Source organism: Streptomyces sp. PA03-6a, from assembly GCF_033792765.1.
GTDB lineage: Bacteria > Actinomycetota > Actinomycetes > Streptomycetales > Streptomycetaceae > Actinacidiphila.
Window position 1 is genome coordinate 33303 of the sequence record NZ_JARAVK010000012.1, and the last position, 12971, is coordinate 46273.

The 12971-nt window shown below is 77.3% G+C and carries 10 protein-coding genes; 8 read left to right on the plus strand and 2 right to left on the minus strand.

Going from position 1 to position 12971, the window contains the following annotated elements:
- The first annotated feature begins 28 nt into the window (after positions 1-28).
- From PV350_RS05120 to PV350_RS05155, 8 genes are all read left to right on the plus strand, one after another.
- Positions 29-1276: a cytochrome P450 gene (locus PV350_RS05120; RefSeq protein ID WP_500333000.1), complete on the plus strand. Its 1248-nt coding sequence runs from the start codon at positions 29-31 to the stop codon at positions 1274-1276.
- A gap of 16 nt (positions 1277-1292) precedes the next feature.
- Positions 1293-2534 (plus strand): aminotransferase class I/II-fold pyridoxal phosphate-dependent enzyme, encoded by a 1242-nt coding sequence (locus PV350_RS05125; protein ID WP_500333001.1) that lies wholly within the window; start codon positions 1293-1295, stop codon positions 2532-2534.
- Positions 2531-3679, plus strand: coding sequence for a GNAT family N-acetyltransferase (locus PV350_RS05130; protein WP_499514636.1), 1149 nt, complete (start codon positions 2531-2533; stop codon positions 3677-3679). The genes PV350_RS05125 and PV350_RS05130 overlap by 4 nt, the downstream gene beginning before the upstream one ends.
- Positions 3676-4587: an NAD-dependent epimerase/dehydratase family protein gene (locus tag PV350_RS05135; RefSeq protein ID WP_499514635.1), complete on the plus strand. Its 912-nt coding sequence runs from the start codon at positions 3676-3678 to the stop codon at positions 4585-4587. Before PV350_RS05130 ends, PV350_RS05135 begins: the two co-directional genes overlap by 4 nt.
- Before the next feature lie 53 nt (positions 4588-4640).
- A complete protein-coding gene (locus PV350_RS05140) occupies positions 4641-5924 on the plus strand; it encodes a condensation domain-containing protein (RefSeq protein WP_500333002.1) in 1284 nt (427 codons plus the stop codon).
- A gap of 45 nt (positions 5925-5969) precedes the next feature.
- Entirely contained in the window at positions 5970-7046 is a 1077-nt protein-coding gene (locus PV350_RS05145) for a carboxylate-amine ligase (RefSeq protein ID WP_499514633.1), read from the plus strand.
- A 602-nt stretch (positions 7047-7648) separates the two neighbouring features.
- On the plus strand, positions 7649-11365 hold the full coding sequence (locus tag PV350_RS05150; RefSeq protein ID WP_500333003.1) for a CHAT domain-containing protein: 3717 nt from the start codon (positions 7649-7651) through the stop codon (positions 11363-11365).
- Between the two features lie 80 nt (positions 11366-11445).
- Entirely contained in the window at positions 11446-11625 is a 180-nt protein-coding gene (locus PV350_RS05155; RefSeq protein WP_500333004.1) for a hypothetical protein, read from the plus strand.
- Between the two features lie 16 nt (positions 11626-11641).
- Here PV350_RS05155 and PV350_RS05160 read toward each other — a convergent pair whose 3' ends face one another.
- Both PV350_RS05160 and PV350_RS05165 read right to left on the minus strand, forming a co-directional pair.
- On the minus strand, positions 11642-11941 hold the full coding sequence (locus tag PV350_RS05160; RefSeq protein WP_500333005.1) for a YciI family protein: 300 nt from the start codon (positions 11939-11941) through the stop codon (positions 11642-11644).
- Between the two features lie 66 nt (positions 11942-12007).
- Positions 12008-12907: a hypothetical protein gene (locus PV350_RS05165; RefSeq protein WP_500333006.1), complete on the minus strand. Its 900-nt coding sequence runs from the start codon at positions 12905-12907 to the stop codon at positions 12008-12010.
- Positions 12908-12971: the final 64 nt, after the last annotated feature.

The window sequence follows — 12971 nt, forward strand, 5'->3', positions numbered from 1 at the left end:
CTCCGAGCCGAAGTCCGTTTCCTGACACATGAGCCACGTGATGCTGTCCCCGAAGCCCACCGCCCTTGACGCGCGTTCCGCGGCGGGCCTCGTCCGGCAGTGGCGCAGAGCCGTGGAGCCGCAGGCGCTCGCCGCGGCGTACGACGCACTCGCCGCGGCAGGGCCGCTCGTGCCGACGCCGTGGGGCGCGCTCCTGGTCACGGGGTACGAGGAGTGCCGGCAGGTGCTGACCGGGCGGGGATGGCTCACCCTCGGGGCCCGGTGGCGCGACGCCCACCGCCCCGGGTGGCGGGAGAGCGCGAGCACGGTCGGGCTGTGCGAGACGCCCCTGCAGCAGGATCCGCCGGAGCACACCGCGCGCCGGCGTCCGCTCAACGCGGTGCTGGCCCCGCGGGTCGTGCGGGAGGCGGCGGAGCGGCTCGTGGAGCCGCTCACCGACCGCCACGTACGGGAGTTCGCCGCGGCCGTGCGCCGTGACGGCGCCGCCGACGTCGTCGCCCGGGTCTGCCGGCCGCTGCCCACCGCGGTCCTGGCGGAGATGGCCGGGCTGCCGGAGTGGATCGACCGGGGGTGGCTCGCCGCCGAGAGCGCCGCCATGGTGCGCGTGGAGGAGCTCGCCGCGCCCCCCAGCGTCGTACGGCGGGCGGACGCCGCCGCGCTGTCCCTGCTCGACGCGTACGACCGCGCGCTGGCCGAGCGCCGCAGGCACCCCACGGGGGACCTGCTGTCCCGGTGGGCCGCCGAGGACCCGGCGGGGGCCCGCTATCTCCTGCTGACGCTGTTCTCCGCGGGGGTGCCCACCACGGCCGCCCTGCTGGCCGGCACGGCGCTGACGCTGATCACCGACCCCGCGTCTGCCGAAAGGATCCGCCAGGAACCGGGGTTCGCCGGGCCGCTCACGGACGAGCTGCTGCGCTGGGACCCGCCGGGACGCGTGGTGACCCGCGTGGCGGACGCGGACACCGAGCTGGGCGGCCGCCCGGTGCCCGCCGGACGGGTCGTCCACGCGCTCATCGGCGCGGCGCACCGCGACCCGGCGCGCTTCCCCGCGCCGCACGTCTTCGACCCGGACCGGCCGGCGCAGCGGCTGCTCGCCTTCGGCGGCGGCCTGCACTACTGCCTCGGGTCCCATCTGGCCCGCGTGCAGGCGCTCGCGTTCGCCCGGGCCTTCGCCCGCGAGCTGCCCGGCGCCCGGGCCGCCGCCCCGCCCGTGCGGCACGCCGGGCCGAGCATGGCCGACATCGCCCGGCTCACCATCCACTCGCCCCTCACCTAAGGGAGACCGAAGGCAAGTGACCGAAATCCAGGACGCCACCGACGCGTTCCGCAAGGACCTGTCGTCGTCGACCTTCGTGCGGGCCATGGTGGAGACGGGCGTCCGGCCCTTCTACCGCTCCCTGCACATGACGGGCGACGGGGAGGCCGTCGTCGAGGGGCGGGACGTCGTCATGGCGGGCTGCAACGACTACCTGGGCCTGTCCACGGACCCCCGGGTGACGGCGGCCGCGGCCGAGGCGCTGACCCGCTACGGCGCCTCCTGCTCCGGTGCGCGCACCCTCAACGGCACCCTCCCCCTCCACGGCGAACTGGAGGAGCGGATCGCGGACTTCCTGGGCACCGAGGCGGCCGCCGTGGTCACCACCGGCTTCCAGGCGAACCTCGCCGTGGCCGCCCTGCTCGGCCGCGGCGACATCGCCTTCAGCGACATGTCCAACCACGCCTCGCTGGTCGACGGCATCCGGCTCGGCGCGGCCCGCCGCGTCCTGTACCCGCACTCGGACACCGTGCGGCTGGACACGCTCCTGGAGCAGGCCACGGCCGCGGAACCGGCCGCGGGCAAGGTCGTCGTCACCGACGGGATGTTCTCCATGGACGGCGACCTGTGCCGGCTCCCCGCGCTGACGGAGCTCGCCGCCCGGCACGGCGCCCGCCTCGTCGTGGACGGCGCCCACGACATCGGGCTGCTCGGCCCTGCCGGGCGCGGTGTCGCGGACCACTTCGGCCTCATGGACCGGGTCGACCTGTTCACCGGGACCCTGTCCAAGTGCTTCGGCTCCACCGGGGGGTTCCTCGCCGGTCCCGCGCACGTCATCGACTACCTGCGCTACAGCGCCCGCTCCATCCTCTTCTCCGCGTCGATGCCGCCGGCCGCCCTCGCCGCCGGGATCGCCGCGCTCGGCATCGCCGTGGCCGAGCCCTGGCGGCGCCGGCGCGTGCTCGCCCTCGCGGAGGCGCTGCGGGCGGGGCTGCGCGCGCTCGGCTACGACACGGGCGACTCGGTCACCCCGGTCGTGCCCGTCCTCATCGGGGACGCGACCGTGTGCGCCCGCATGTGGCAGGCCCTGCTCGACGAGGGCGTGTTCACCAACGCGGTCGGTGCCCCCGCCGTCCCCGAGGGCCGCTGCGTGATCCGGGTGACCGTGCAGGCCACGCACTCCGACGCCCACCTGGAGGCGATCCTGGGCGCCTTCGCGGCCGCCGGCCGCCGGATCGGCCTCGTCCCGGAGCTGCCCGCCCAGGCGGTGGCCCGGTGAACGCCGTCACCGTCACCCCCGTCGAGGACCGCGCCGCCACGACGGCCTTCATCAGGCTGCCGTACGCGCTCTACCGCGACGAACCGCACTGGGTCGCGCCGCTGGAGCGCGAGGTGCGCGCCTTCCTCGACCCGCGCCGCAACCCCTTCTTCGAGACGGCCGAGGCGCGGCTCTTCCTCGCCCGCAGGGGGCGCCGGACCGTCGGCCGGATCGCGGCCGTCACCGACCCCCGCTTCCACGAGCGGCACGACTACAAGTGCGGTCACTTCGGGCTCTTCGAGTGCGCCGACGACCTGGAGGCCGCCGGGGCCCTGTTCGACGCGGCGGCCGACTGGCTGGCCGGGCGCGGGCTGACCCGGATGCTGGGCCCGCTCAGCTTCTCCGTCAACGACGAGTGCGGGCTGCTCGTGGACGGCTTCGACGGGCCGCCGAGCGTGGGCATCCCGTACAACCCGCCGTACTACGCGGACCTGCTGACCGGCTGCGGCTTCGGCAAGGCCAAGGACCTGCTGTCCTGGCTGGTGCCGATGCCCCCGGACGGCGAGCCGCCCGCCGCGATCGCCCGGGTCGCCGCGCGCACCCTGGCCGACCCGGCCGTACGGGTGCGGCCGCTCGACCGGGACCGCTACGAGGCCGACATGGCCGTCATCAAGGACATCTACAACGACGCCTGGGCCGAGAACTACGCCTCCGTGCCGCTGACCGACGCCGAGTTCCTGCACATGGCCGCCCAGTTGAAGTCGGTCGTCCATCCGGAGCTGGTGCGGATCGCCGAGGTGGACGGCGAGCCGGCCGCCTTCACGCTGTGGGTGCCGGACGTGAACCAGGCGCTGCGCACCGCGCGGGGCAGGCTCACCACCTGGGGGCTGCCGGTCGGCATGCTGCGGATCAGCCGCGCCATGGGGCGCATCACCCGTGTCAGGGGCGGCACCTCGGGCGTGCGCAAGGAGCACCGCAGCCGCGGGCTGGTGGCGGTGCTGCTCGCCGACGCGCAGCGCGCCGCGTTCCGGCTCGGCTACACCGAGACCGACCTGTCCTGGATCCTGGAGGACAACCGCGGCTCCAACCGGCACGCGCAGGCCATGGGCGGGGTGCACTTCAGGACGCACCGGCTGTACGAGCGCGACGGCGGGGGCCTGCGGTGAGGTACCTCGTGACCGGTGCCACCGGCTTCATCGGCGGCCACCTCGTACGCCACCTCACCGCCCGCGGCCACGAGGTGACCGCGCTGGTGCGCGGCGGCCGCGACGTGCCCGGCGCCCGCAGCGTGCCCGGTGACCTGGCCACCGGGGAGGGGCTGGCCGTCGCACTGCGGGGCGTGGACCGGGTCGTCCACCTGGCGGGGGTCACCAAGGCCGGGGACCCCCGCGCCTACGCCGCCGTCAACGCCGCCGGCACACGGCGGCTGTGCGAGGCCGCCGCGGCGGCCGCCGTGCCGCCGCGCCTGGTGTACTGCTCGTCGCTGGCCGCCTCCGGGCCCGGGCGGCGGCGGCACGAGGACGCGCCGCCGGAGCCGGTCTCCGCGTACGGGCGCAGCAAGCTCGGCGGCGAGTGGGCGGTGCGGGACGCGGCGGACCGGCTGCCGGCCGTCGTGGTCCGGCCGCCGATCGTCTACGGCCCGGGCGACCCGGAGTTCCTGCCGCGGCTGGTGGCGGCGGTGCGTACCGGCCTGCTGCCCGCGGTCGGCCGGCCCGGGCCGCGGCACTACTCGCTGATCCACGTCGACGACCTGTGCAGGGCGCTGATCACCGCCGCCGACCCCGGCACGACGGACGTGGGCACGTACCACGTCTGCGACGGCACCGAGCACCGCTGGGAGGACATCGGCGCCGCCGTGGCGGCCGCGCTCGGGCGCCGGGCGCCGCGGGTGGTGCACATCCCCGGGCCGCTGGCGATGGCCGCGGCACGGCTGTTCGGCAGCTCGTCGGCGCTCAACCCCGACAAGGTCGCCGAGGCGCTGCATCCCGCGTGGACCTGCGCCCCCGGCGGCCGCCTCCCGTACCGGCCCGCCGTCACGCTGCCCGAGGGGCTGCGCGGCGCCCTGAAGCGCTGACCGCCCCGCCAGGAACCCCACCAGGAACCCCGCCAGGAAGGGGGAGCACCCCCATGCGCCGCCGACTGTCCCCGTACGAACGCGTCATCTGGGCCGCGGGCGAGCGGCTCCCGGTCAACATCGCCGCCGTGGCCCGGGTCGAGGGCCGCACCACGCCCGGGCGCGTGCGCGCGGCCGTGGCGTCCGTGCGGCGCCGCCACCCCCTGCTCGGCGTCCGCATCGCCGACCCGGGGCCGTGGCAGGGGCGGCTCACCACGACCGGGGTGCCGGACCCGGGGGTGCGGGTGGTCCCGGACGCCGGTGCGGGCGCCTGGTCCCGCGTGGTGGAGCAGGAGCTCCAGCGGCCCTTCGACACCCGTACGGGTCCCCTCGCCCGCTTCGTGCTCGTCGACGCGGGCGAGGCCTTCGACCTCGTCACCGTCTACCACCACCTGGTGGCCGACGCCGTCTCCGCGGGCGTCGTCATGCGCGACCTGCTGACCCACCTCGGGGGGCCGGATCCGGCGGGCGCCCCCCTGCCCGGCCCGGCGCGGCCGCCCGGCGCACACCGGGCGGACGCGTCGGGCGCGTCGGGCGCGGGCCCGGTGCCGGTGCTGGCGGCACCCGCGGACGAGCTGATCCCCGGCCCCCGCGCCCACCCCGGGGACCTGCTGAAGACCGCCCGCGCGCTGGGCGGGCCCGTACGGCCGCCGTACCCCTCGGACGGGCGGCTCGCCTACCACGCGTGGTCGCTGGAGCGCGAGGAGACGGAGCTGCTGCTCAAGCGGTGCCGGGCGCAGGGCGCGACGCTGCAGGCCGCCCTGTGCGCGGCCTTCGCGCGGGCCGCCGCGCCCGGCCGCCCGGCGCGGATCGCGGTGGCGGCGGACCTGCGCCGGGTGCTCGAACCGTCGCCCGGTGAGGCCATGGGCCTGTACGCGGCGAGCTTCGTCGTCCCCGTGGACGGCGGCACCGACGACCTGTGGGCGGCCGCGCGCGCCGCGCGGGCCGGGATCCACGCCCGGCTCACCCCGGAGGAGCTGCGGCCGCTCGTGCGCGTGTTCCGGCTGACCTCGTTCCTGCCGCACCGCGCCGTCGGCGCCCTCCTGCGGCGCGGCGAGACGCGCGGCCCCCGGTTCGACGTGTCGGTGAGCAACACGCGGCTGGACCTTCCCGGGACGTACGGGCCGCTGCGGCTGGCCGCCGTCCACGGGGCCGCGCACACCAGCCTGTCCGGGGCGCCGCTGGTGATCGTGGTGGGGCTGGGCGGGCGGCTGTTCCTCAGCGTGACGTCCACGGCGGGCGAGGAGGCCGCCGACCTGTGCCGGCGCGCCATGGACCACCTCCTGTCCGCCGGATGAGGCCCGCTGACGGATAGCGGCGGGCTCAGCGGGTATCGGAAGGACGTGGCACGCACCGTGGGAGTGGAAGAAGAGCTTCTCCTGGTGGACGCGCGGTCCGGGGAACCGCGCGCGGTGGCCGACGCGGTGCTGGACGGCGGCCCCTGGCCCCGGGAACTGGTGGCCGAGCTGCAGCAACAGCAGCTCGAACTGAACAGCTCCCCCTGCGTCTCCCTGGACCAGCTCCGGGAGGAGCTGCGCGCCTGGCGCCGCCGGGCGGCCGGGCTCGCCCGCTCGGAGGGCGTCGCGGTGGCGGCGCTGGGGACCTCCCCGATGGCGGTGCCGCCCCGGCTCACCCCCAGGGGCCGCTACCGCAGGATGGCCCAGTCCTTCGGCCTCACCGCGCAGGAGACCCTGACCTGCGGCTGTCACGTCCACGTGGGGGTGGAGTCGGACGAGGAGGGCGTGGCCGTCGTCGACCGCATCCGCCCCTGGCTGCCGCCGTTGCTGGCGCTCAGCTCCAACTCACCGCTCTGGCAGGGCGCCGACACGGGGTACGCGAGCTACCGCTACCAGGTCTTCGGCCGCTGGCCCACCGCCGGGCCGACCCGCGGCTTCGGCTCCGCCGAGGGGTACCGCGCCGCGGTGTCGCGGCTGCTGGCCACGGGGATCCTGATCGACCAGGGCATGCTCTACTTCGACGCCCGGCTGTCGGCGAAGTTCCCCACGGTGGAGGTGCGCGTCTGCGACGTGTGCCCGGAGTACCAGGACGCGGTGGTGCTGGCCGCGCTGGTGCGCGGCCTGGTCGAGACCGCCGCCCGCGACTGGGCCGACGGGTGCCCCGTACCCGCCGACGACGTGGCCCTGCTCCGGCTCGCCTCGTGGCGGGCCAGCCGCTCCGGCCTGGACGGCGCCCTGCTCGATCCGCGTACCTTCCGTCCGGCGAGCGCGCACGACGTCGTCGAGTCCCTGGTCGCCCACGTCGAGGGCGCGCTGAAGGACGCGGGCGACCTGTACACCGTCCGGGCCGGCGTGGACCGCCTGACCTCCCAGGGCTCCGGCGCTCGCCGGCAGCGCCAGGTGTACGCGCACGGCGGCGCCGCCGCGGTCCTGCGGGACGCGGTGCGCCGCACCGCGGCGTGACGGGGCCCCGCGCGGCCCTCGCGTCAAGGCGGAGCCACGTGCACTCCGCCCTGCTGCGGTGCGCCCCGACTCGCGGTACCGGGCGTCCGGGCACTCGGGCGTGGTGGGCGTCTCCCAGGACTCCGGGTTGCGAGGGCGCCTCGGGGTTCCCGCGAAGTCCGGCACCGGGCCTCGGGCACCGCGGCTCGCGCGGAGGCCGCGTCCCCCGTGCCGCGGCATGACCGGGCCGGACGGACCCCGCCATCGCCGTCCGACGCCGCGCCGCCGTCACCAGGCCGAACGCCCGGCCCCACCATCGGCTTCGCCGCGGAACGGCACGAGTCGGCGTCACCCGCCCCCGGCCGGATGCCTCGTGCAGGGGAACGACCCCGCAGGGCAGCGACCACTGCTGCGGGTTGCCCCGGTGCGGTGGGGCCCGACCGGCCGCCACCCTCACCACACGCCGCCATCGGCACGCGGTCCTGCCGCGACGCCGTCGGCGCGGACGCCCGGGCCGGGAGAGCCGTCCCGCGGCCGGCGGCGCCGCATCGCGCAGTGAGCAGTCGGTCACAGACGGCGCGCTATCCTGCCGCGACGCCGGCAACGGGGATCGGGGGCGGCTGATGACGGACGCGCGGGCGGCCGTGGACCGCATGCTGAGGCGCTTCGCGCTGGCGGAGCCGCCGGGCACCGGCCGCCTCGTCGACGGCGCCGGACCGGCGCCCGGGAGCCTGCTGCGGGCGGCGGAGGACCTGTTGCGGGAGTCCTGGCGGAGCGAGGACGGCCGCGCCCCGGCCGCCGCCGCTCTCGCGCTGATCGTGCTGGGCCTGGACACGGCGCCCCGCGACCATCCGCTGCGCGCCCGGCTCGTCCTGCACCTGCAACTGGCCGACCGCACCCTGGCGCACCTGCACGGCGACTTCCGCACCGCGCCCGAGGTCCGCCACCACCTGGGGGCGCAGACCCAGCACCGCTCGCAGGGCGACCTCGTGTCCGTCGCCGCCCGCTACCCGTCCGGACCCGCCCAGCAGCCGTTCCGGCCCGCGGACCCCATGGAGGGCGGGGCGGCGGCGCTGCTGGCGACGCTTCCTGCGGACGACCTGTGCCGTCCCGGGCTGCTCGCCCGGCTCGCGCACTCCGCGCTGATCCGCTACGAGTGCGGGGCCACGGAGGAGTTGCCCGCGCTGTGGGCGCGTGCCCGGGAGGCCTTCGCCGCGGTCACCCCCGGGCACGTCGACGCCCCGGACGCGGGCCGGGTGGCGGTGCTCGCCGGGATCGCCTGGGTCCGGGCCCACCCGCGGGACCGGGAGGCGGTGGACGTCGCCGTGCGGGGCGGGCGGCTGGCGCTGGCCGCGGCGAGCGGGCGCACCTTGGGCGGGCTCCGGGACCGGCACGAGATGCGCAGCGTCCACTTCGCGCTGGCGGCGGCACTGATGTGCACGCTGCCCTGGGCGCCGGCCCGCGCGACGATCGACGAGGCGATGGGCCTCCTGGAGGCCTACCGGGCCGAGGGCCTGCCGGACGACAACGGGACCTACGAGGTGAACCTGGCCTCCCTGCTCGCCGCCCGCGCGGTCGTCGACTGGGAGGCCGCGGACGCCGCCGAGGCCGAGCGGATACTGCGCGCGCTCGTGGCGCGCCTGCCACCGGGCCATCCGCTGCTGCCGCACGTCGCCGCGAAGGCTGCCGCGGTGGGCGAACTCCGCGGCAGGATGCGGCTCGTACCGCGGGCCCTCGGCTCGGTGGCGACCCGGTTCCTGCCGATGATGGTGCGGTTCGCGCCCGCGCTGCCGCCGGTGCAGCTGCGGTCGGCCCTGCCGCCGGACGGCTTCCGCACCGCCCCCGTCACCCCCGCCCCGGAGCCCGGGCCCGGACCGGAACCGGAACCGGACACGGGCACGGGCACGGGCGACGGCGACGGCGAGGGCGAGGACGAGGACGAGGGCGAGGGCGAGGACGATGGAGCAGCCGACGACCTGTACGCGCGCTTCACCTCCGCCTTCCCCGTCCCGCCCGACATGCGGCCCCTGCTGGACGCCCTGGCCAAGGGCCCCGGCACGCCCCAGGGCATGGATCCCGCCTTCGTCGCCGACGCCGAGCGGCGGTTGCGCGAGGCGCTGGAGCGGACGGAGGCCGGCAGCACCGAACGCGCGTGGACGGCGAGCCTGTTGATGGCGGTCATCGGGATGCGCTACATGGCCGACCAGGACGCCGCCGTGATCGAGGAGGCGGCCGCGCTCGGTGACCGCGTCCTGGCCGAGCTCCCCCACGGCTCCGGGGAGCACGCCCGCCTGGTCCTCGCCTCGGCGCCGTGGCAGCACATGCGGGCGGTGCTCGCCATGGACACCGGCGCCCTGCGGGCCTGCTGCCGGGAGCTGCGCACGGCGCTCGACCTGCTGCCCGGGGAAGCGCCCGAGCGCGCCGCCGGGGAGGTCGAGTACGCCAACGCGCTCACCAACCTCGCCGGGCTCACCCAGGACCCCGTCCTGGCCGCCGAGGCGCGCCGCAGGATCGCCGACGCCTCAGGGCGCGTGGAACGGACCCCGGGCCTGACGGACCTGCTGGGCGGGATGGTGACCTCGTACGGCCACTGGGCGGACTACACCGATGCCACGGTCCGCGGGGACCAGCGGGCGGCGCGGGCGGCCGAGGTCGCGTTCGTGGCGTCGCCCGCGGGCGAGATGCCGGCGCTGCGGTTCGAAGTGGCGCGCATCGCGATGGCCGACGCCCTGGAGCACCACGACTGGGCGGCCGCGGCCGACGCGGCGGCACGGGCCCTGGAGACCCTGCCGTCGCTGGCCTCGCGGGCCCTGGCGCGGGATGACCGCCGGGCGACCGTCGGCGGGGCGCTGCTCGGCCGCCGCTACCCCATGGCGCACCTGGGGGTGGACGGCGCCGACCCGTCGGGGGCGGGCCGGCCCGATCCCCTGACCGGTACGAGCCTCGGCCGCACCGGCTGCGCCGCGGCGCTCGCCGCCGGGCGCCCCGCGCAGGCGCTGGCGCTGCTGGAGCGGGGCCGGGCCGTCCTGATGGGCCAGGACCTGGAGGCCCGCGCCGATCTGACCGCCCTGTCCGCGGCGCACCCCTTGCTGGCCCGGGAGTTCGCCGGGCTCGGGGGACGCCTGCGGCGGGCCGAGGCGGGCGAGGACTTCATGGAGCGGCACGTGCCGGCCGCCGAGTGGGAGGCGCTGCTGATGCGCGTCCGCGGCAAGCCGGGCTTCGAGCGGTTCCTGATGCCGCCCACGGAACGGGAGATGCGCGCCGTGGCGGCGCAGGGACCGGTCGTCGCGGTCAACGTGGACCGGCTCCGGTGCGACGCTCTCGTCGTCACGCAGGAGCGCATCTTCTCCGTGCCGCTGCGCGAGCTGACGGAGGGGCAGCTGGCCCTGCGGGCCCAGGAGTTCCTCGGCGCGGTGAGCCTGCCGCGGACCGCGCCCGACGAGGAGCACGACCGCGCCCGCGAACTCGTCCTGGACACCCTCGCCTGGCTCTGGCGCACGGTGGCCGAGCCGGTGCTCACCGCCCTCGGCCTCACCCGGCCGCTCCCCGCGGACGCCCCCGCGTCGGCCGCGCCCCGGCTGTGGTGGTCGGCCTCGGGGCCGCTGGCGTACCTGCCGCTGCACGCAGCCGGACTGCAGCGGCGGCACCAACTGCACGACGGGCGCACCGTCCTGGACCGGGTGGCGTCCTCCTACACCCCCACCCTGCGCGCCCTGCGGCACGCCCGGCAGGTCTCCTCCGGCCGCACCGGCGGACGGCTGCTCGCCGTCGGCCGGCCCACCGGCACGGCGGGCTCGGCGGGCGCCTCTGCCCGTGAGGTCGCCGCGATCGCGGACGCGCTGGGCGGCGTGCGCGCCGTCGAGGGCGAGGCGGCCACGCCGGAACGGGTCCTGTCGGCCCTGCGCACGGCCCGCTGGGTGCACTTCGCCTGCCACGGCGTCAGCGACCCGCAGGACCCGTCCGCCAGTCACCTGCTCCTGCACGGCGGGCCGCTCAGCGCCGCGGACGTCTCCCGGCAGGAACTGCTCTACGCCGAGCTGGCGGTGCTGCTCGCCTGCCACACCGCGCACACCGGGCAGCTGCCGGACGAGGCCGTCCACCTCGCCTCCGCCTTCCAGACCGCCGGCTACCCCCAGGTCGTCGGCGCCCTGTGGGAGGCCGACGACGCGGTCTGCGCGCTCCTGGCCGCCCGCCTGTACGCCGCGATCCGCGGCCCGGCACCCGGCGCCGTCGCCCCCGCGGACGCGGGCCGCGCCCTCAACCACGCCATCCGCGCCCTGCGCACCCGCTACGCCCGCTCCCCGGCGGTTTGGGCGCCCTTCGTCCACATCGGCCGCTGAGCCACGCGACGGGACGTCAGGCGCCGCCCAGCAGTCCGGCCAGGTCCGGGTGCACGCTGGCCGGGTCGACGGTGGTGACGGTGTACGCGGCGACCCCCGAGGTCACCAGGGGGTCCTCCGCCGCGATCCGCGGCCCGGCACCCGGCGCCGTCGCCCCCGCGGACGCGGGCCGCGCCCTCAACCACGCCATCCGCGCCCTGCGCACCCGCTACGCCCGCTCCCCGGCGGTTTGGGCGCCCTTCGTCCACATCGGCCGCTGAGCCACGCGACGGGACGTCAGGCGCCGCCCAGCAGACCGGCCAGGTCCGGGTGCACGCTGGCCGGGTCGACGGTGGTGACGGTGTACGCGGCGACCCCCGAGATCACCAGGGGGTCCTCCGCCGCGCTCCGCTCGATCGTCCGGCGGTCCGTGCCCCGGGCGAGGATCACGCCGCCCTCGGACGAGGGCACCGTCTGCCCGGAGAGCAGGAAGGTGCCGGCGCGGTGGTGGCGTTCCAGGAACGCGACGTGGGCGGCGACGAAAGGCCCGGCGTCCGCTTCCGATCCGGTGTACGTCAGGAACAGCAGGTGCAGCATGCTCGTCCGGTCTCGTGGCGGGGCCGGGCGCGCCGCCACATCATGGCGGCGCCCGCTCCCGCGGGGTCATCTACGGCGGCGCAGCAGCAGGTCGAGCTCCCGCCAGGTCGCCGGGGCGACGGGTCCCGGCGGGACGGGGATCCCCACCGCGCGGGCGACGGAGCGCAGACGCAGGTCCACGACGGCGTCGGCGAGGTCCGCCAGGGCGAAGAGCCGTTCGCGGCCGAGCCACCAGGCGGCGGACACGAGCACGACGCCGACGACGAGTGCGGGCCACCACGCGGTGACGCAGACCAGCGCCGCGTACAGCAGGCCCCACCCGCACAGCCGGGTGGACGCCTCGAAGGCACCGGCCGCCGTGCGGATCTCCCCGCGGTCGGCCTCCGTGGCCGCCAGCCACAGGCGCGGCCAGACCGCCGTGAAGGGCACCGCGTAGTACGCGCCGACGCGGTGCTCCAGGGCGTGCATCCGGTCGCCCATGCGGGTGGGACGGGCCGGGGGCAGGGGCGCGATCCGGTCGCGGCGTGCCTCGGCCGCACGGGCGGCGGCCAGTTCGGCCTCGTCGCCGTCGCGTTCGTGGTTCCGCAGGTGGGCCGCGACGTCCGCGTCGGCGCGTTCGCGGCGGGCGCGGCGCCGGCGCACGAGCCATTCCCCCGATCCTCCCGGCCAGGGCCCGAGCCACAGCACCTGGACGGCGCGGGCCAGCAGTTGCACCACCAGGCCCGGTACGACGGCGAGCAGGAGCGCGGCGACCAGGGCCAGGAAGAGCGCGGCGCCGCCGTGGGCGTCGGTCCAGTCCGCGTAGCGCTCGACCTCGCGCAGCAGGCGGCCCGCGTCGAACGGCCGTCGTCCGCCGAGCACATGGGCGGCCCAGGCGGTGCCGAGGAAGAGCGATCCGGGCAACGCGAGCAGGGACACCCAGCGCTCGGCGAGCTTCCCGCCGATCTCGTCCAGCAGACCCGCCACCGCGCTAGTACCCGCCTTCCGCGCCGCTGCGGCCCCGCGCCGCCCGGCGGGCGCATCCGCCGCG

Bases quoted from the DNA above. Each gene is read 5' to 3' on its own strand.
- PV350_RS05120 (WP_500333000.1), top strand. From the start codon at position 29: ATGAGCCACGTGATGCTGTCCCCGAAGCCCACCGCCCTTGACGCGCGT.
- PV350_RS05140 (WP_500333002.1), top strand. From the start codon at position 4,641: ATGCGCCGCCGACTGTCCCCGTACGAACGCGTCATCTGGGCCGCGGGC.
- PV350_RS05150 (WP_500333003.1), top strand. From the start codon at position 7,649: ATGACGGACGCGCGGGCGGCCGTGGACCGCATGCTGAGGCGCTTCGCG.
- PV350_RS05160 (WP_500333005.1), bottom strand. From the start codon at position 11,941: ATGCTGCACCTGCTGTTCCTGACGTACACCGGATCGGAAGCGGACGCC.